A 19158-nucleotide genomic window follows, 5' to 3' on the forward strand; every position below is an offset into this window, starting at 1 on the left:
GTTCTATCCTCTGGTCTGGTTATCTTTGTTTTTTCATTGGCCGGGTCTGAAAGTCCGGCAGGTCTGCTCTTCCGCCTATGAGGCCGGCGTGAGCGGATTATCGGCATCGCCCGCGCTGCGGGCGGCAATCTCTTGTCCGGCTTTCTCCTCCAGAAAGCCAAGCGAGGTGGCGCGGATCAGCCTTTCCTGATGCATGAGCAGGTGCTGGCGCATAGCTTCGCCAGCTCTTGCAGGGTCGCGATCGGCGATGGCATCGACGATCGCTATGTGCTGCTCGAAGGAAGCCTTGCCGTTCGTGCCGCTGCGGCGCGCCAGCTCCCGTATCGACTGCCATGCATCGTCCTGGCGAATGCGGTTGATGACATCGAAGATGGACAGGAACAATTTGTTGCCGGCGCTCTGGGCGATCTGGCGGTGAAGCGAACCATCCCACAACTCTTTGGCGTCGGCATCCGTGCTCTGGCCGGTCTTGTGGACGAGGGCGCGCATGCGCTCCACCTCGGCGGGCTTGGCGCGCATGGCCGCAAGCTGCGCCAGTTGCGGCTCGATGCGAAGACGCACTTCCATGATTTCCATAATATCCGTACCGGCGACCAGTTCTGTCACCTGGGCGGACCAATCGTCGGGCTTTTCACCCACAAAGGTTCCCGCCCCCTGCCGTCGCCAGATCAGACCTTCGGCTTCAAGAACCTCAAGAGCGCGCCGGACCGCACGCCGGCCGACATTGAAAGTCTCCGCAAACGACCGCTCCGTCGGCAGGCGACGGTCCTTCGCAAGATCCTGCGCCTGAATGTACGCGCGCAATTTTCCTAGCGCATAGTTGGAGTTGTCGTTGGGGTTCACCGTCACGTCGCACCATTTACCGAACCAATCTTATATTGGTTCATTTGGTTCGAAATTTCCGCCGTCGTCAAGCTTATTTTTGAGCGATAATTACTGACGCTCAAAATATGGGCATTTGGCGGTTTTTTGAAGTTTGACGGTGGGCAGAGGGCGTTTGGGCGTCACAGGCGCGCCCGCTCCTCCTAAAGATCGATGGAGAGCCTGATGCGCCCCGACAGGCGCTCGCCAGGGGCAACCGTCCCGAGACCCTGCCCTTCCCGCTGCGCCTGCGACAAACCAAGCGCTCCGGCGGCCATGGAAACAGGCTCAAGACAGAGGTAGCGCTCCATGCGGTGCACGGCGAGATGGCCGAAAACGGGATCGGCCTCAAGCCGCAGTGAAAACCGGTCGAAGTCGACCTGCGCGCTTGACCAATCGGTGAAATGCCATGTGTATCCCGCTGCGGCGGGAATGGCGGGTTTCGGGCGAGGCGCCGCCGGCTGGCCGGTTGGCAGGTTTTGCGCATCCAGCGGATATTGCAGCCTGGCGTCCGTCCGGGCGTCGCGACCGAGCCCGGCCGCCAGATAGGGATGCCAGCCCAGCGACATCGGTGCTGGCACATCCGCGAGATTGGTTATCGACAGTTCCACGGTAAGACTTTCGTCTTCAAGCATGAAAGACTGCCCGGCGCGAAAAGAAAAAGGCCAATCCCCGTCGGCCTCGTAGTCCAGTACCAGTGAAACCCGAACCGAAGACAGATCTGAAATCGCCCACGGCCGGCGGTGAGCCGGGCCATGCATGGCGTCAGGCGCAAGCGCCGGATGCGGCAGCAGGTCATGACGGATACCGGCATGGATGAAGGACGCGCCATAGAGCCGGTTGTGATAGGGAAACAAGGGGTATGCGCCAGCCCTTGGCCAGTTGAACGGCTCGAATTCCTGCTCCATTGTCGGCACCAGAATATCGCCGTAGTCAAAGTGCCGCAGATGGGTCATTCTGCCACCCCAGTCGGGGCGCAAGCGGGCAGAGAGCCGCCCGCAGGCAATCTCAACCGTTTCAGGCGAAGGCATAGGAGCCGTCAGGCCGTTTTGGCACCCGTCTTTGCCAATGAACATAGCCATCCTCCCGCATGGCCTTTTCATCCATCTCGACACCCCAGCCGGGACGGTCCGGCCTCAGTTCCAGATATCCGTCCTTCGGCAGGTAGGGGTCGACGACATAACGGGTTTCGTCCTCGCGTTGTTCGAGATCAGTGCCGCCATAGACGTAGCATTGCCCTTTCGGCAGCCGGTATTCGAGAATGCGGAAATTCTGCTGGGCAGCGGAAAAATGCACATTGACGGCGGTGGCGAGCGGTCCCATCGGGTTATGCGGCGCGATGCTGACAAAATGGGCTTCCGCAAGCGTGGCGATGCGGCGCATCTCCGAAATGCCGCCGACGACGCAGATATCGGGCTGGATGATATCCGCACCCTTCACTTGAAGAAGGCGAAGGAAATAATTGCGATTATAGAGACTTTCACCCGTTGCCAGCGTGCAGTTCAGCCCCTGTTTAAGGTCTCCCCACATCTCGATGTTTTCGGGACGCAAAGGCTCTTCGAAGAACAGCGGATCGTAAGGGGCAAGCGCATTGCCAAGCTGGCGGGCGGCCGCCGGCTCGAAAATCTTGGCATGGGCGTCGAAGGCGATGTCGTAGTCAGGCCGCACCGTCTCGCGAAGGGAGCGGAAATATTCGGCGGAACTGCGCACCACCTCCCCCCAGCGATGGGCGTGGATATCGACACGCCATGGGCTGAGCTTGAAGGCCGTGAAGCCCCAATCCTCGTTGAGACGGTCGAACTCCTCCCTCGCCGCCGGCGCATCCGGGGCGGTGTAAACACCGGCATAGACCTTGATACGGTCCCGCACTTCGCCGCCCAGCAGCTTGTAGACCGGTACGCCCGCCGCCTTGGCTGCGAGGTCCCACAGGCAATGATCGAGCGCCGAGATGGCCGACAGACCGAGCGCTCCCGGCGGAAAGCGGTTCTGCTGGAGCAGGAGGTTATAGAGATACTCCACCCGCGTCGGGTCCTGCCCGGCGAGGAAGCCGTAAAGGTAGTCCAGCACTGGCGGTAGGGCGAGATCGGGGCCGTGATTGTAACATTCACCCCAGCCGGTCAAACCGTCATCGGTATCGAGGGCGACGATGACGCGGGGGCGGTCCTTGTCGCGGGTGACGAATACCCGCATGCGGTCAATTTTCATGCTTCAGTCTTCCTCATGAATTGCAGCGTGCGGCAGGCCCGGCACTATCGGGCGACGGCCCCGTTCTTGGCTTCGGATGGTTCGACGTAGCGGAATCTGCGCGTGCGATCCCGGTCGCGCGGATCCGGGCGCGGAATGGCGGAAAGAAGCGCCTGCGTGTAGGGATGGTCCGGCGCGTTGCAGACCTTTTCGGCGCCTCCCACTTCCACCAGCTTGCCGCGATACATCACGCCCACACGGTCGCACATATAGCGAATGACGCCGATGTCATGGCTGATGAAGATATAGGCGAGGCTCAGCTCATCCTGCAGCCGCATCAAAAGATCCAGCACCTGGAACCGCACCGAAACATCGAGCGCCGACGTCGCCTCATCCGCCACGATGACGCGCGGCTTGAGGGTTATGGCGCGGGCGATGCCGATGCGCTGGCGCTGGCCGCCGGAAAAGGCGTGCGGGTAACGTTCGCGCCCGCCCGGGTCCAGTCCCACCTGCTCCATCAGAGCGCAGACGCGATCATCCAGTTCCCTGCCTCTGGCAATGCCGTTGACCAGCAACGGCTCGCCGATGACCTGCGCCACCGTCATGCGCGGATTGAGCGAACCGAAAGGATCCTGGAACACCATGCGCAACTCACGCCGCGCGGCTTTCAGCTCGGAACCTTCGATTTTGGCCAGATCGACCACCGTGCCATCAGCCCGGCGATAGAGCATTTCGCCGTCCGTCGGATCGTAAAGGCGCATGATCGAGCGGCCCATCGTGGTCTTGCCGGAACCGCTTTCGCCGACAATACCGAGCGTTTCGCCCGGCAGAAGCTTGATCGAGACGCCATCCAGCGCCTTCATCTCGCCGAAGTGCATGGAGAGGTCATTCACTTCGAGCACGGGAGCAGCTGCAAGGTCGAGCGGAGGCCGCGCAAGGCGGATTTCCGCCTTCTGCTCCAGCTTCAGCACGGAGCCGATCAACATGCGGGTATAGGGGTCCTGCGGATTATGGAATATCTCATCAACGGTGCCATATTCCTTGGCGACGCCGTGATGCATGACCAGCACGTCATCGGCAATCTGCGCCACCACGCCCATGTCGTGGGTGATGAACAGCACCGCCATGCCATGCGCCTTTTGCAGCCGCGATATCAGGTCGAGGATCTCGGCCTGTGTGGTCACATCGAGCGCCGTCGTCGGTTCGTCGGCGATCAAAAGCTGCGGCTTGCAGGCCAGCGCCATGGCGATCATGGCGCGCTGGCGCATGCCGCCGGAATACTGGAAAGCGTAACGATCCAGCGCCTTTTCAGGGTTAGGGATCTCCACTTGCCGCAACAGCTCTATGGCCTCGGCCCGCGCCTCTGCCTTACTCATCTTCAGATGCAGACGCAGGACCTCCGTGATCTGGTCCCCGACCGTATGCACGGGTGAAAGCGACGACATCGGCTCCTGAAAGATCATCGCGATATCAGCGCCGCGCACCGAGCGGATGGCCCGGCTGCGCGGATCGAGCTTCGCCAGATCGAGGGACGTGCCGTCGGCACGGTTGAGGATGATCGATCCGGACGCAATGCGGCCGGGGCTGTCGATGATCTGCAGGATCGAACGGGCGGTGACGGATTTGCCCGAGCCGCTTTCGCCGACGACGCAAAGCGTCTTGCCGGGATCGATGGAAAAAGACAGGTCATTGACCGCCCGGAAAATGCCGTTTCTCACCGGAAATTCAGTGACCAGATTGCGGACTTCAAGCAGCGGTTTGGCTGGCTTCATAGAGAGAATATCGCTCATCCGGGGCCTCACTTGTTATAGGGATCGGCTGCGTCGCGCAGGCCGTCACCGAGCAGATTGAGCGCCATGACGGCAATGACGACCGCCACACCGGGCAGGAACAGCCAGGGTGCAGTCGCAATCGAGCGGATATTCTGCGCCTCGCGAAGCAGCACGCCCCAGGAAATGGTGGGCGGCTGAAGGCCAAGGCCGAGGAAGGACAGCGAGGTTTCCGCGAGGATCATCGCCGGAACCGCAAGCGTGACCGAGGCGATGATATGGCTCGAAAAACTCGGCAGCATATGGCGGAAGATGATGCGCCCTTCCGGCACGCCATCCAGCCGCGCTGCGGCCACGAATTCTTCGGTCCTGAGCGACAGGAACCGTCCGCGCACGACGCGGGCAAGCTGCGCCCAGCCGGTCAGGGACAGGATGATGGTGATCATCATATACTGAAGCGTGGCGGGCCAGCCCTGCGGCAGTGCGGCGGCCAGCGCCAGCCAGATGGGAATGGTGGGCAGCGAGAGTACGAAGTCGATCACGCGCTGCATGGTGAAATCAATGCGACCGCCATAATATCCCGATATGCCGCCGAGAACGACGCCGAGCAGCAACGAGAAGAACACGCCGACAAGACCGATCGACAAGGAGACCTGCGCCCCCTGGACCACGCGGCTGAAGACATCTCGCCCAAGGCGATCCGCGCCGAAGAGGAAGAGCGGCCGCGTCTTGTCGGCGGACGCCAGCAGATGGATATCCGTGGTGAACAAGCCGAATACGGAATATTCGTAACCGCGACCGAAAAACTGGACCGGGATTTTCTTCGCCGTATCCTCGACAAAGACCGCCGCCAGTGTCTCGGGGTCACGGGTCAGCTTCAGCGGATAATAATGCAGCCCGAGCGAGAAACCCTCGGTCGTATCGATGAAATGCACGCGCTGCGGCGGATGGAAGGTGGCGCGGGCATTCTGCAATACCGGATCGTTGATGGCGAAGAAGCCCGGTACCAGCGCAACGATATACATGGCGATGGTGATGAACATGGCGGCCATGGCCAGCTTGTGGCGCTTGAAGGCCCACCAGATGAGCTGCCACTGCGAGGCGACGGCCGCGCGGTCCTGCCGGGCATTGGCGGTGATGGTGATATCGCTCATGGCGCCCTCCTATTCGAGCCGGATGCGCGGATCGACCAGCGCAAGCAGGATGTCGCTGATCAGCGATCCGATCAGCGTCAGCGCACAGATCAACAGCACGAAAGCGCCCGCAAGATACATGTCCTGCGCCATCAGCGACTGCAGAAGCAGCGGCGCGGCCGTCGGCAGATTGAGCACGATGGCGACAACGACGGAGCCCGAAATAAGATTGGGCAACAGCCATGCGATGGTGGAAATGAACGGGTTAAGCGCAATTCTGAGCGGATATTTCGTCAGCAGTTTGAACTCGGACAAGCCTTTTGCCCGCGCGGTGGTGACATATGGCTTGGGCAATTCATCCAGCATATTGGCGCGCATGACGCGGATGAGACTTGCGGTGGAAGACACGGCAAGGATGGCGACCGGCAGCCAGATATGGGCCATCAGGTCCATCATCTTGGCGATGCTCCAGGACGCCGTTTCATATTCTGCCGAAAACAGCCCGCCGACATCGGCCCCGAACTCCACCGCCGCCACATACATCAGCACCAGCGCCAGCAGGAACGACGGTATGGACAGACCGAAGAAGGAAAAGGCGGTGAAGAGATAATCGCCGATCGAATATTTGCGCACGGCGGAGAAAACGCCGATCGGAAGGGCGATGGCCCAGGTGGCGAGAAGGCTTGCGACGGCCAGAACCAGCGTCAGCGCCATGCGCTCCCAGATGAGGCCGGACACCGGCTGCTGCCATTCGAACGAAATGCCGAAATCACCGCGGCTGATGATGCCCCATATCCATTTCAGATATTGCACGATCATGGGGTCATCGAGGCCGAAGCGTTCCCGCAGCTGCGCCGCCGTATTGTGGTCGATGACCTCGTTGGAAGCGGCCAAGGTGGCGATATAGGTCGTCACATAGTCGCCGGGCGGCAGCTGGATCAGGACAAAGGCAAGGAAACTGACGGCAACCAGGGACGGTATCATCCACAGCAGGCGTTTTACGATAAAAAGCAGCATGTCGTTCTCGCAATCACATTGTGCCGCACGCGCCGCCTCCCACTAAGGAGACGGGCTGCGGGTGGTCGAAACAACCTGAGAGGCGTCGCCGCGTTACGGCAGCGACGCCCATGTGGCGATATTAGCTTGTGAAGGTGAACTGTTGCGGCAGCGCCGGGCCGGGATTGGGCCACGACCAGCTGTCGGGTTCGGTCTCGGGCACGTTGCGCAGATTGTTGCGAATGATGCCGAAACCGCCCACCGCAAGGCAGAGACCGATCGTCTCGAACTCTTCCGCCGCGATATCGAAGATTTCCTTCATCTTCTGACCGCGCTTGGCAAGGTCGGCCGTCGAGCGCGCCTCGTCGAAAAGCTTGAAGCGCTTCTTCTGGCTTTCCGGCGGCTCTTCGCCCTTCTGGCCATTCGAGGTGTACCAGAGCGCCCACGGGATTGCGTAACGCGACCCCTGCGGATGGAAAGCGAAGAAATCGCGCGGATCAAGCATCGGATCGAGACCGCCGGGGCCGGGCCAGACGGCGGCATCATGGGCGTTGTCATCACCGCGTGTATAATAGAGCGCACGTTCGATGGTGTTGACCTTGATGTCGACGCCGATCTGCGCCCATTGCGCCTTCACCAGTTCCAGCGCATCGACCAGATCGGGATAAAGCGTCGGGATGACATCGATCGAGAAGAAGATCGGCTGGCCGTCAGGTCGCAACCGCATGCCGTTGCCGTTCTTCTTGTCATAACCGGCCTTGTCGAGAAGCTCGTTCGCCTTGTCCGCATTATATTCGGTGAATTGTCGCGCCAGCTTTTCATTGTACCAGGGATGTGTCGGGCGCGGCCCGGCCTGATAACCCTCGCTCTGGCCGAAATAGACGATGTCGATGATTTCTTGCCGGTTGAGCGCGATGGACAATGCCTGACGGAACGATTTGTCGGCAAACATCTTGCGCATTGCCGGGTCTTTGTGGGTGATGTTGAGATAGATCTGGCACTGCTGCGCGGCAGACGGCACCAGCGTCAGCAGCCGGTAATCACCCTTTTTCATGTTCTGTGACAGGGTCGGCTTGTTGGCAAGAACGCTGATATGGCGCTCCTGAATGTCAATCTTGCCGGAAATCACGTTCAGCATCAGCGATTCGACATCCTGCGAAATGCCGAAATTGATTTCATCGATATAGGGCAACTGATTGCCTTCGGTATCGACCTGCCAGAAGTAAGGGTTGCGGGTCATGACCACCCGTGTCGCACCGCCGGAATAGGGCTCCTTCACCACCCATGGATCGAGCGTCGGCTTGTCGACATTCGACCAGCGGGAGGGAATTTCGATATCGCCGCATTTGGCCCGGAACAGTTCCGTCCAGCTCGAGACACCCGCCGCCTTCACATCGGCATCCAACGACGTATTGTATTTCGGCAGGAACTTGCTGCAATAGTGCTTGGGAAACAGCGTCGGATGCTGGCCGAGCGGCGTGGCGAGATTTTCGAGATATAGTGCATTCGGCGCTGCGAATTTGAACTTTACCGTGAAATCATCGACTTTTTCGACATCGACCGCCTTGCCGGCCACGGAAAGCTGCGCCGGCGTGGCGCTGTAAAGCTCCTTGTTCTTGATGCAGTCCTCGATGGCGAACACCACGTCATCGGCTGTGAAGGGGTGGCCATCCGACCATTTTGCGCCCTCCAGCAAATGGAAGGTGAATTGCGAGGCATCGTCGTTGACTTCCCATTTCACCGCAAGGTTCGGCAGAACCTCGGTAAAATCCATGTTCCAGCGGACAAGGCCCTGATTGCCGACCATGCGCAGGATGCCGTTATGGTCCGATGAACCGCGCAGGCCACGACGCAATGTGCCGCCATAGGCGCCGATTTTCTCGTGCGGCGTCACCACCATCGGATTTTTCGGCAGACGTTCGGCCAAAGGCGGCAATTTGCCGTCCTTTACCAGCGCCTCCAGTTCCGGCGCCTGCTTGCCGGCAGCAGCCCGCGCCGAGGTCCCGATGACGGAAAGCGCGGCCACGCCGCCAACACCCGCCATAAAGGTTCGGCGCGTTACGCCCAGTGAAAATGTATCGCCATCGCGCATCGACAATCCTCCCAAAAAATCACCGGCAGCGAGACGGTTTTCACCGAACCGCGACGGCCCTCCCGGCCAGCCAGCACGCCGATCCTCCATCGGCAGGGGCAGACCATATGGGCGTTTTCAGATGATTACAAGTATTGACAGATTTTTACATCTTTTTTATTTGTAGACCGGTTTTCAGGATCAGGCTTGAAGAAAAATCGGTCAGGACAGCCCCCTCGCTCACAAAAATCCGGTATTTCTGTTGCGATTGAAATGCAGGAAACCCATTAACTTCAGCGATTTGCAACGGAAGGGCTGCTGATGGACAATCACACTGCATCTGCCGCCGCTCGAGGCGAAACTCGGCTGAGCGACATCATCTACGAAAAAATCGTGGGCATGATTTCGGACGGGCGGTTTCCCGTGAACGAGCGGCTGCCATCGGAACAGAATCTGGCATCGCTGTTTGGCGCATCGCGGCCGGTTGTGCGGGAAGCGCTGGAGCGGCTTCGGAACGACGGGCTTATCGTTTCGCAAAAGGGATCCGGCTCCTATGTACGCCAGCAGCCGGACTCTTCGGTCTTGCAGCAGGTGCCGGTCGGCTCGCTGGCAGATGTGCAGCGTTTTTTTGAGTTCAGGGCCGGATTGGAGGCTTCCGCGGCTGAGCTTGCGGCCCGCAATTGGCAGGCAACGGACAAGGTCCGCATAGAGCAGGCGATTGCCGCGCTGGAACAATGTCTCGAGCGCAACGATCTCGGCGCGGAGGAAGACTTCGCCCTGCACGAAGCAATTGCGAAAGCGAGCCATAACCAGTTCCACATTACGGTGCGGATCTGGTTCAAGCCTCATTTCGCCATCGGCCAGTCGGTGACACGCAGCCTCAGCCTCAAGCGGACCCCGCAGCATGTGCGCGAGGTGCAGGACGAGCACACGGCGATTGTGGAGGCGATTTTTGCGCGGCGCGAGCAGGCCGCGCATGACGCGATGAAAGACCACATATTGAAGGCGCGCGCCCGCATGTTTCAGGGCGTCGGCAGTTAGGCCGCACCCTGCAATGTCGAAAATAGAATCATAAAGCGCGGATGAGGGAGAGGAACCAGTGAGCCAGCCGCATATCGTCGAACCGAAGCTTCGTTCCCTGATCGATACCCCGTTGAGGGTTGGCGAATCGCCGGCCTGGGATGAGCGAACCGGCGATCTGTGGTTTGTCGATATTCTCGCACCCGCCATTTTCCGTCTCTTCCCCGACGGAAAACTCGACCGATACGACATGCCCGCCCAGATCGGCTGTCTCGGCCTCTGCGACAATGGCTTGATCGTGGCGGGCCTCAAGACCGGCGTGCATCTTCTCGATCCCGCGAGCGGCAAGCTCGATCTTCTCTGCGACCCGGACGACGGGCGGCCTGACAGCCGCCTCAACGACGGAAAGGTTGGTCCGGACGGCCATTTCTGGGTGGGGACCCGCGACGAGGCCGCGATACAGACAGGCAATGCACGCCTCTATCGCGTCGCCCCGGATGGCGGCATCGAACGCGTCATCGATGGCGATATGTTCACATCGAACGGGCTTGCCTGGAGCCCGGACGGCACACGCATGTATCATTCCGACAGCAGCGGCCTCATGTATCAGGCATTCGATTTCGACGCCGCGACCGGCAGGATCGGCCCAGCGGAACGGCTCCACGATTTCGCGCCGGATGAAGGCAGGCCGGATGGTGCAGCGACCGATTGCGAAGGCTGTTACTGGAGCGCCGGCGTTCAGGCGGGGCGCCTCAACCGCTTTTCGCCGGACGGCGAATTGCTCGAGGTCTACAGGCTGCCGTTCAAGGGGCCGACCATGCCGTGTTTCGGTGGTCCCGACCTCAAGACGATCTACGTCACAAGTCTCGTGACCGAGACGGGCGGAATAACCACCGCTGGAACGCTCGTCGCATTCGACGCCCCGGTCTCCGGCGCGCCTGTTCACAAATTTTCCATCTGAAGATGACTTTTGATCTTAAGGAACCCAGTTGATGACGACATTCGATTTTCGCCAGGCCCTGCAGGGCATCTCCGGCGTTCCGGTAACAGCTTACGATGCAGGCGGCGAAGTGGAGACCGGCGTTACCGCCGCGGTTTACGCCCGCGTCGCAAAGGCAGGCATCCACAATATCGTCGCGGCAGGCAATACCGGCGAATTCTACGCCTTGACGCCCGCAGAAATTCTGAAGGTTTATGAGGCTGCGATAAATGGCGTCAGCGGCAAAGCCCCGGTCACGGCGGCTATTGGACGCTCGCAGCGCGAGGCGCTTTCCATGGCGCGTCAGGCAAAAGAAATGGGCGCATCCGCCGTCATGTCGCATCAGCCGGTCGACCCTTTTGCAGCCCCGCAATCGCAGATCGACTATTTTATTGGCCTTGCGGAGGGCAGCGAATTACCGCTGGTCGCGTATGTCCGGGCGGACGGCTTCTCGGTCAATGACATGGTAAGGCTTTCCGGCCACCCGAATGTCGCCGGTATAAAGTTTGCGACGACCGACATCATGCTTCTGTCGCGCGCGATTGCCGCTTCCGATCCGAACGGCGCTCTATATGTCTGCGGACTGGCTGAAAGCTGGGCGCCGGCCTTTTCGGCGGCTGGCGCACGCGGCTTCACCTCCGGTCTCGTCAATGTCGCACCGCAATTTTCCCTGCAGGTTCATGACGCCCTGACGGCCGGCGATTTCCCGGCGGCACGGAAGATCATTGAAAAGATCGAGCTGTTCGAACGGCTACGGACACGATACCGCAACGGCGCAAACGTGACCGTGGTGAAGGAAGCCATGGAAATCCTGGGGTTCGAGGTTGGCCCCGTTCGCGCGCCTGGGCTTGCCCGTCTGGACAAGGAAGATCGCGCAACGCTTGAAGGACTGCTTGCCAGCTGGCGTTGATGGAAGCCTTGCCGGCAAGCTGCACGTTTTCGCTTTTATCAGTTTATATGCCGGCCATGAGCCGGCATATGTTTTTCGGCCGTGCATCAATCCTGCACGACCGAGGCCGATGGACGTCAGCCGAACAGGGCAAGGCTGCTTTTCACGGTAACCCACACACCCCACAGAAGCGGAATACCGACGGCGACCCAGGCAAGCGCCGCCTTGGTGTCCAATCCGCCCCGTCCGATGCCGAAGGAGCCTGTCGGGCCGGCATTGGCGGCAGCGGTCTTTGCCTGCAGGGCTGCAACTTCCGCATCCGGCATGAACCACTTGTCCGAGAGCGGCCGCACGAAGGCATTGGCCACGAGGCCGATCGCCAGCATGCCTGCCAGAATGTACATGGTGCTGGTGTAGAGCGCGGGTCCTGGCGCCACACCCGCCGCAATCTGTGCCTCTCGGATGTAGTTGACGACGACCGGACCGGCAATGCCAGCAGTCGCCCACGCCGTCAGCAGGCGGCCATGGATTGCGCCGACGAACTGCGTGCCGAAAATATCCGCGAGATAGGCCGGGATGGTGGCGAAACCGCCGCCATACATGGACAGGATGATACCAAAGGCCAGAACGAACAGCGCCTTGTTGCCCATCGTCGCAAGCGTCGGCGCCAGCGCATAAAGAATGATGCCGAGAATAAAGAAGCAGAAATAAGTGTTCTTGCGGCCGATCTTGTCAGACATCGACGCCCAGAAGAAGCGGCCGCCAATGTTGAAGAGCGAAAGAAGCCCGGTGAACCCGGCGGCAATCGCCGCGATCTGCGCCTTCTGTCCGGCATCGAGATCTGCAAAGCCCACGCCCGGCAAGCCGATCAGCGAGCCAGCGAAGATTTCCTGCAGCATGGGCGAGGCCATACCGATGACGCCGATACCCGCCGAAACATTCAGGCACAACACCGCCCAGATGAGCCAGAACTGCGGCGTCTTGTGCGCATCGCGCAGATGTACATGACGATGGGTTATCATGGCGCTTTTGGCAGCCGGCGCCGTCCAACCTTCGGGACGCCAGCCCGATGGCGGAATGCGGTAACCGAAGGCGCCCGCCATCATGAAGGCGAAATAGATCAGCGCCATGACGACGAAAGTCTGCCAGACGCCGACAGAGACATCCGTCTTGAAGTTGTTCATCAGGAGATTGGCGAGCGGCGCACCAATCATCGCACCACCGCCGAATCCCATGATAGCCATGCCCGTCGCCATGCCACGACGGTCCGGGAACCATTTGATCAGCGTCGACACCGGCGAAATATAGCCAAGGCCGAGCCCGATGCCGCCAATGACGCCAGCGCCCAGCCACATCAGCCAGAGTTGGTGCGTGATGACGCCGACTGCCGCCACCAGAATACCGCCGCACCAGCAGCAGGCGGAAACGAAGCCGGCCTTGCGCGGCCCCACTCTTTCCAGCCAGCCGCCCCAGATGGCCGCCGAGCAGCCCAGAAGAACGAAGAAAAGCGTATAGATCCAGCCGAGATCGGCCACGCGCCAGTTGCACTCAGTGGTGAACAGCGCACCCAGCAGGGTGAGGCTGGAGCAACTGGGGTCCGTGGCCGGCAGCGCCTTGGACAGCGGCAGCCAGAACACGCTGAAACCATAGGCCATGCCGATGCATAGATGGATGGCAAGGGCAGCCGGAGGCACCAGCCAGCGATTGAAACCCGGTCTTGCGATTATTCGTTCGCGGTCCAAAAAGCCGGCTTGCGCCGCTTCTCCCGCTGTTGCACCTGCTACTGCCATTGACATTACCTCCCTCGTGGATGTCTGGACATGTCACGTTCGCCCCGCCAGGCGAACACCGATATAGCCGAACGTCCCCCGTCCGGTCGAAAGTGTGATTATGCGGTCACGCCGCTCAAGCCTGTGTGCTTTCCGGGACGCTCGGCTCTGAAAGGGACTCTCCCGCAACCGGTCCTTTGCCACCCGGCGCGCCCTTGGCATCGTCGCCGAGCCCCACAGCATCGGGCGCCGGATCGTCGGGCCGCTTGATCTCCTTCGACGCGGCAAGCACAAGCGGCAGAAAATCACCTGCCCCGGCATCCGCCATCTCGAAGAACCGGCGTCGCATGCGCGGTTCCCAGAACTTGTTGATGTGGGTGGCGACACCCTCGATGCGAATATCTTCCGGCTGCGACAGAAAGAACGTCGCGATCTGGTTCGCCATTCTCACCAGCTTTTCATCGGTGTGGTTGAGCAACATGACCTCTTCCCCGCGTCGGCTGCCGGCCGACGCCTCTATGTGTGACAAGGCCGGGCGCACCCGGCCCTCCTTATTCCGCCGCTTCGAGCTTGCCGCTGATCCGCCGCGAACGGCGACCAAGCGCATCATATTCCTCCTGCCATTCCGTCGGACCGTTGGACGGCGATACCTGCACGGCGGTCACCTTGTATTCGGGGCAGTTGGTCGCCCAGTCGGAGAAGTCAGTCGTAATGACATTCGCCTGCGTGCCGGGATGGTGGAAGGTCGTATAGACCACGCCCGGCGCCACACGGTCGGTAATCAGCGCCCGCAGCGTCGTGTCTCCTGACCGGCTGGCAAGCTTGATCCAGTCGCCGTCCTTCACGCCGCGCTGTTCGGCATCGTGCGGGTGGATTTCAAGACGATCCTCCTCATGCCAGACGACGTTTTCGGTGCGCCGCGTCTGCGCGCCGACATTGTATTGCGACAGGATGCGGCCGGTGGTGAGAAGCAGCGGGAAACGCGGACCGGTGCGTTCGTCCGTCGCCACATATTCGGTGCGGATGAACTTGCCCTTGCCGCGCACGAAACCGTCCACATGCATGATTGGCGAACCATCCGGGAATTTCTCATTGCAGGGCCACTGCACCGAGCCCTTTTCTTCCAGATAGTCATAGGAAACACCGGCAAAGCTCGGTGTCGTCGCCGCGATCTCGTCCATGATCTCGGACGGATGCATGTAATTCCACGCAAGTCCCATGGCCTGTGCCAGCTTCTGCGTCACTTCCCAGTCGGCATAACCGTTTTTCGGCGACATGACCTTGCGAACGCGGTTGATGCGGCGCTCGGCATTGGTGAAGGTGCCGTCCTTTTCGAGGAAGGTCGAACCCGGCAAGAAGACATGGGCGTAGTTCGCCGTCTCGTTCAGGAAGAGATCGTGCACCACGACACATTCCATCGCGGCGAGACCGGCCGAAACATGCTTCGTATCCGGATCGGACTGGAGAATATCCTCGCCCTGAATATAGATGCCCTTGAAGCTGCCATCCACCGCCGCATCGAGCATGTTGGGAATACGCAGCCCCGGTTCGTTGTTGAGCTTCACGCCCCAGAGTTTTTCGAAGATGTCGCGCGTGGCGTCGTCGGAAATATGCCGATAGCCCGGAAGCTCGTGAGGGAAAGACCCCATGTCGCAGGAGCCCTGAACATTGTTCTGGCCGCGCAAAGGATTGACGCCTACACCGGGGCGACCGATGTTGCCGGTCGCCATGGCGAGATTGGCGATCGCCATGACGGTCGTCGAACCCTGGCTATGCTCGGTGACCCCGAGGCCGTAATAGATCGCGCCGTTGCCGCCCTTGGCATAAAGCCGGGCAGCACCACGCAGATCTTCTGCAGGAACGCCCGTGTAACGTTCCGTCTCTTCCGGGCTATGCTGGGGTTCTGCAACGAACGCCGCCCAATCCTCAAATTCCGACCAGTCGCAGCGTTCGCGGATGAAGGCTTCGTTGAACAGTCCTTCCGTGACGATGACATGCGCCAGCGCCGTCAGCACCGCAACGTTGGTACCCGGCAGCAGCGGCAGATGGAAAGCGGCCTCCACATGCGGTGTGCGCACAAGATCAATACGGCGCGGATCGATGACGATCAGTTTTGCACCCTGACGCAGCCGCTTCTTCAATCGCGAACCGAAAACGGGATGCCCGTCCGTCGGATTGGCGCCGATCACCAGCACCACATCGGATTGCTCGACACTGTCGAAATTCTGTGTGCCGGCGGAGGTGCCAAAGGCCTGGCCGAGGCCATAACCTGTCGGCGAATGGCAGACGCGGGCGCAGGTATCGACATTATTGTTGCCGAAACCGGCGCGGATAAGTTTCTGGACGAGGAAGGTTTCTTCGTTCGTGCAGCGGGACGAGGTGATACCGCCGATGGATTCCCGGCCATATTGGCCCTGAATACGCCGGAACTCCGACGCGACATGGGAGAAGGCTTCCTCCCAGGTCACTTCCCGCCACGGGTCGCTGATCTTTTCGCGGATCATCGGGTTGAGAATGCGGTCCCTGTGGGTGGCATAACCATAAGCAAAGCGGCCCTTGACGCAGGAATGACCGCGATTGGCCTGCCCGTCCTTCCACGGCACCATCCGCACCAGTTCCTCACCGCGCATTTCCGCCTTAAAGGAGCAGCCGACGCCGCAATAGGCGCAAGTCGTGACCAGCGAATGTTCCGGCTGGCCAATCTCGATCACCGATTTCTCCGTCAGCGTCGCCGTCGGGCAGGCCTGCACGCAGGCGCCGCAGGAAACACAGTCGGAATCGAGGAACGCCTCATGCGCACCGGGCGATACACGGCTTTCGAAACCGCGCCCTTCGATCGTTAGTGCAAAAGTGCCCTGCACTTCCTCGCAGGCGCGTACGCAGCGGGAGCAGACGATGCATTTGGAAGGATCATAGGTGAAATAGGGATTGCTCTCGTCCTTCGGCATAAAGCGGGCATTGAGTTCGCCCTCCCCGGTGCGGGCCTTGACGTGGTTGTCGCCTTCGTAACCGTAACGCACATCGCGCAGGCCAACGGCGCCCGCCATATCCTGTAGCTCACAATCGCCATTGGCGGCGCAGGTCAGACAATCGAGCGGGTGGTCGGAGATATAAAGCTCCATCACACCCTTGCGTATCTGCTTCAGCCGCTCCGTCTGAGTATGCACGACAAGACCGGCAGCAACCGGCGTGGTGCAGGAGGCGGGGGTGCCGTTGCGGCCCTCCACCTCGATAAGACAGAGGCGGCAGGAGCCGAAGGCGTCCACCATGTCGGTGGCGCAGAGTTTCGGCACATCGATACCTGCTTCGCGCGAGGCGCGCATGATCGACGTTCCCGCGGGAACAGTCACCTGACGTCCATCGATGGTGAGCGTCACCATGTCAGTGGCGAGGGACTTGGGGGTTCCATAGTCGAATTCTGTCACAAGGGCCATGGTCTTACTCCGCCGCTTCAACATGTGGGGTGGGGGCAAAATCAGCAGGGAAATGCCGGAGAGCGCTCATCACGGGATAGGGGGTGAAACCGCCAAGCGCACAGAGCGAACCGAATTTCATGGTTTCACAGAGGTCTTCCAGCAATGCCGTGTTTTTCTCCCGCTCGATGCCGAGCGCGATCTTGTCCACCGTCTCGACGCCACGCGCCGAGCCGATGCGACAGGGCGTGCACTTGCCGCAGCTTTCGACCGCGCAGAATTCCAGTGCAAACCGCGCCTGATGCAGCATGTCTGCCGTGTCATCGAAGACAACGATGCCCGCATGGCCGATGAGGCCACCAGCGGCCGTGAACGCCTCGTAATCGAAGATCGTGTCGAACAGCGAAACCGGGAAATAGGCCCCGAGCGGACCGCCCACCTGCACCGCCTTGACCGGACGGCCAGTGATCGTGCCGCCGCCGATATCATTGACGAGTTGTCCGAGTGGCAGGCCGAAGGCGGTCTCGTAAAGCCCGCCATGTTTGATGTTTCCGGCAAGCTGGATCGGGATGGTGCCATGCGAACGGCCGACACCGAAATCGCGATAAAACGCTGCGCCACGATCCATAATGACGGGAATGGATGCAAGCGAGATGACATTGTTGACGACGGTCGGCTTGCCGAACAGGCCCTGAAGCGCGGGCAGCGGCGGCTTGGCGCGCACCGTGCCTCGTTTGCCTTCAAGGCTGTTGAGCAGCGACGTTTCCTCGCCGCACACATAGGCACCGGCGCCCATGCGCACTTCCATGTCGAACGCGCGACCGGAGCCGAGGACGGAAGGCCCAAGAATACCCTCACGCCTTGCGATCTCGATTGCCTTTTCCATGACCTTGATCGCGTAGGGATATTCCGAGCGAGTATAGATGAACCCCTTGGTCGCACCGACGGCGAGGCCGGCAATAGCCATGCCTTCGATCAGCACAAAGGGGTCGCCCTCCATGATCATACGGTCGGCGAAGGTGCCGCTGTCGCCCTCATCCGCATTGCAGACGATATATTTCTGGTCGGCCATCGCATCAGCGACGGTCTTCCATTTGATACCCGTCGGGAAACCAGCCCCGCCACGTCCACGCAGGCCACTCTGGGTCACCTCGGCAACGATATCGGACGGCGCCATCCCAACAGCTTTTTCAAGGCCCTTCATGCCGTGATAGGCGCGATAATCCTCCAGAGACAATGGATCGGTCACGCCGCACCGGGCAAATGTGAGACGCGTCTGGCTTTTCAGGAAGGGAATGTCCTTCGTCGGCCCGAGACAGAGGCGATGCTCGCCGCCGGTGAGAAAACCAGCATTAAAAAGCGAGGCGACATCGCTTGCCTTGACGGGACCATAGGCGATACGGCCATGCTCGGTGCGCACTTCCACCAGCACTTCAAGCCAGAGCATGCCGCGCGAGCCGTTGCGGACAATCCGGACGTCAAGGTTGCGGCCAGCGGCTTCGCGGGCGATGGCATCGGCGACGCGGTTTGCACCAACGGCAAGGGCGGCAGAATCGCCGGGAACAAAAACGGTGACACTCATCGGCGCGCCTCCGTCAGAATGTCGCTAAGACAGTCCTCATCAAGACGGGCATGGACTTCGCCATCCAGCATCAGCGCTGGCGCCTGCGCGCAAAGCCCGAGACAAAAGACCGGCTCCAGCGTCACGGAACCATCGGCTGACGTTTCGTGCCAGTCGAGACTGAGCCGGTTCTTGACGGTTTCTGCAAGAGGCTCGCCACCCATCGACTGGCAAGCCTCGGCGCGACAGAGCTTCAGCACATGCCGGCCGGACGGATGATCACGAAAATCAGGATAGAAGGTGACGACGCCATGGACCTCGGCGCGCGAGATATTCAGCGCGGATGCGATGATCTGCTTGGCGCTTTCCGGGATATAGCCGAATTCATCCTGCACGGCGTGCAGGATGGGCAGCAGAGGCCCTTCCAGATGAAGAAGTTCGCCAATGACAGCGGAAATACGGGCCGCCTCATCTGCGGCAACCGCTCTTATATTCATAAGCCAGTCCTCCCAA

15 protein-coding genes are annotated in these 19158 nt (G+C 60.5%); 3 read left to right on the forward strand and 12 right to left on the reverse strand.

Going from position 1 to position 19158, the window contains the following annotated elements; all coding sequences use genetic code 11:
- Nucleotides 1-75: 75 nt before the first annotated feature.
- From AGR1_RS20850 to AGR1_RS20880, 7 genes are all read right to left on the reverse strand, one after another.
- Nucleotides 76-849 carry a FadR/GntR family transcriptional regulator gene (locus AGR1_RS20850; RefSeq protein ID WP_149148101.1) on the reverse strand — a complete coding sequence of 258 codons (774 nt, stop codon included), beginning with the start codon at nt 847-849 and terminating at the stop codon, nt 76-78.
- Nucleotides 850-1025: 176 nt separating this feature from the next.
- On the reverse strand, nt 1026-1892 hold the full coding sequence (locus AGR1_RS20855; RefSeq protein WP_149148102.1) for an aldose 1-epimerase: 867 nt from the start codon (nt 1890-1892) through the stop codon (nt 1026-1028).
- Nucleotides 1879-3066 (reverse strand): galactarate dehydratase, encoded by a 1188-nt coding sequence (locus AGR1_RS20860; protein ID WP_149148103.1) that lies wholly within the window; start codon nt 3064-3066, stop codon nt 1879-1881. The genes AGR1_RS20855 and AGR1_RS20860 overlap by 14 nt, the downstream gene beginning before the upstream one ends.
- 44 nt (nt 3067-3110) lie before the next feature.
- Nucleotides 3111-4835, reverse strand: coding sequence for an ABC transporter ATP-binding protein (locus tag AGR1_RS20865; protein WP_187772252.1), 1725 nt, complete (start codon nt 4833-4835; stop codon nt 3111-3113).
- An 8-nt stretch (nt 4836-4843) separates the two neighbouring features.
- On the reverse strand, nt 4844-5968 hold the full coding sequence (locus AGR1_RS20870) for an ABC transporter permease (protein ID WP_137411129.1): 1125 nt from the start codon (nt 5966-5968) through the stop codon (nt 4844-4846).
- 9 nt (nt 5969-5977) lie between these two features.
- Nucleotides 5978-6964, reverse strand: coding sequence for an ABC transporter permease (locus AGR1_RS20875; RefSeq protein WP_149148104.1), 987 nt, complete (start codon nt 6962-6964; stop codon nt 5978-5980).
- A 121-nt stretch (nt 6965-7085) separates the two neighbouring features.
- Nucleotides 7086-9035, reverse strand: a complete 1950-nt coding sequence (locus AGR1_RS20880; RefSeq protein ID WP_149148105.1) for an ABC transporter substrate-binding protein — start codon at nt 9033-9035, stop codon at nt 7086-7088.
- 300 nt (nt 9036-9335) lie between these two features.
- Here AGR1_RS20880 and AGR1_RS20885 point away from each other — a divergent pair, with 300 nt between their 5' ends.
- From AGR1_RS20885 to AGR1_RS20895, 3 genes are read left to right on the forward strand one after another with little or no spacing between them, the layout of a single operon-like run.
- Nucleotides 9336-10055, forward strand: coding sequence for a FadR/GntR family transcriptional regulator (locus tag AGR1_RS20885; RefSeq protein WP_077983889.1), 720 nt, complete (start codon nt 9336-9338; stop codon nt 10053-10055).
- Between the two features lie 58 nt (nt 10056-10113).
- A complete protein-coding gene (locus AGR1_RS20890) occupies nt 10114-10995 on the forward strand; it encodes an SMP-30/gluconolactonase/LRE family protein (RefSeq protein WP_149148106.1) in 882 nt (293 codons plus the stop codon).
- A 31-nt stretch (nt 10996-11026) separates the two neighbouring features.
- Nucleotides 11027-11923 carry a dihydrodipicolinate synthase family protein gene (locus tag AGR1_RS20895; RefSeq protein WP_077983891.1) on the forward strand — a complete coding sequence of 299 codons (897 nt, stop codon included), beginning with the start codon at nt 11027-11029 and terminating at the stop codon, nt 11921-11923.
- A 116-nt stretch (nt 11924-12039) separates the two neighbouring features.
- Here AGR1_RS20895 and AGR1_RS20900 read toward each other — a convergent pair whose 3' ends face one another.
- The 5 genes from AGR1_RS20900 to AGR1_RS20920 form a co-directional block, all read right to left on the reverse strand.
- Nucleotides 12040-13692, reverse strand: a complete 1653-nt coding sequence (locus AGR1_RS20900; RefSeq protein WP_080793511.1) for an OFA family MFS transporter — start codon at nt 13690-13692, stop codon at nt 12040-12042.
- Between the two features lie 115 nt (nt 13693-13807).
- Complete coding sequence (locus AGR1_RS20905; RefSeq protein WP_077983893.1) at nt 13808-14152, reverse strand: formate dehydrogenase subunit delta; 345 nt, start codon at nt 14150-14152, stop codon at nt 13808-13810.
- 70 nt (nt 14153-14222) lie between these two features.
- Nucleotides 14223-17105: a formate dehydrogenase subunit alpha gene (fdhF, locus tag AGR1_RS20910; protein WP_149148107.1), complete on the reverse strand. Its 2883-nt coding sequence runs from the start codon at nt 17103-17105 to the stop codon at nt 14223-14225.
- A 4-nt stretch (nt 17106-17109) separates the two neighbouring features.
- The gene (locus tag AGR1_RS20915; RefSeq protein WP_149148108.1) at nt 17110-18666 is read right to left on the reverse strand and encodes an NADH-quinone oxidoreductase subunit NuoF; all 1557 of its coding nucleotides are present in this window, start codon (nt 18664-18666) and stop codon (nt 17110-17112) included.
- Nucleotides 18663-19142 carry a formate dehydrogenase subunit gamma gene (locus tag AGR1_RS20920; protein ID WP_149148109.1) on the reverse strand — a complete coding sequence of 160 codons (480 nt, stop codon included), beginning with the start codon at nt 19140-19142 and terminating at the stop codon, nt 18663-18665. The genes AGR1_RS20915 and AGR1_RS20920 overlap by 4 nt, the downstream gene beginning before the upstream one ends.
- Nucleotides 19143-19158: the final 16 nt, after the last annotated feature.

This window comes from Agrobacterium sp. B1(2019) (genome assembly GCF_008274755.1).
In the GTDB taxonomy this organism is placed as follows: domain Bacteria; phylum Pseudomonadota; class Alphaproteobacteria; order Rhizobiales; family Rhizobiaceae; genus Agrobacterium; species Agrobacterium salinitolerans.

Excerpts from the sequence above, each read along its gene's own strand:
- AGR1_RS20865 (WP_187772252.1), bottom strand. The coding sequence starts at position 4,835 with ATGAGCGATATTCTCTCTATGAAGCCAGCCAAACCGCTGCTTGAAGTC.
- AGR1_RS20875 (WP_149148104.1), bottom strand. The coding sequence starts at position 6,964 with ATGCTGCTTTTTATCGTAAAACGCCTGCTGTGGATGATACCGTCCCTG.
- AGR1_RS20885 (WP_077983889.1), top strand. The coding sequence starts at position 9,336 with ATGGACAATCACACTGCATCTGCCGCCGCTCGAGGCGAAACTCGGCTG.
- AGR1_RS20860 (WP_149148103.1), bottom strand. The coding sequence starts at position 3,066 with ATGAAAATTGACCGCATGCGGGTATTCGTCACCCGCGACAAGGACCGC.
- AGR1_RS20855 (WP_149148102.1), bottom strand. The coding sequence starts at position 1,892 with ATGCCTTCGCCTGAAACGGTTGAGATTGCCTGCGGGCGGCTCTCTGCC.
- AGR1_RS20870 (WP_137411129.1), bottom strand. The coding sequence starts at position 5,968 with ATGAGCGATATCACCATCACCGCCAATGCCCGGCAGGACCGCGCGGCC.
- fdhF (WP_149148107.1), bottom strand. The coding sequence starts at position 17,105 with ATGGCCCTTGTGACAGAATTCGACTATGGAACCCCCAAGTCCCTCGCC.
- AGR1_RS20920 (WP_149148109.1), bottom strand. The coding sequence starts at position 19,142 with ATGAATATAAGAGCGGTTGCCGCAGATGAGGCGGCCCGTATTTCCGCT.
- AGR1_RS20915 (WP_149148108.1), bottom strand. The coding sequence starts at position 18,666 with ATGAGTGTCACCGTTTTTGTTCCCGGCGATTCTGCCGCCCTTGCCGTT.
- AGR1_RS20895 (WP_077983891.1), top strand. The coding sequence starts at position 11,027 with ATGACGACATTCGATTTTCGCCAGGCCCTGCAGGGCATCTCCGGCGTT.
- AGR1_RS20905 (WP_077983893.1), bottom strand. The coding sequence starts at position 14,152 with ATGTTGCTCAACCACACCGATGAAAAGCTGGTGAGAATGGCGAACCAG.
- AGR1_RS20880 (WP_149148105.1), bottom strand. The coding sequence starts at position 9,035 with ATGCGCGATGGCGATACATTTTCACTGGGCGTAACGCGCCGAACCTTT.
- AGR1_RS20900 (WP_080793511.1), bottom strand. The coding sequence starts at position 13,692 with ATGGCAGTAGCAGGTGCAACAGCGGGAGAAGCGGCGCAAGCCGGCTTT.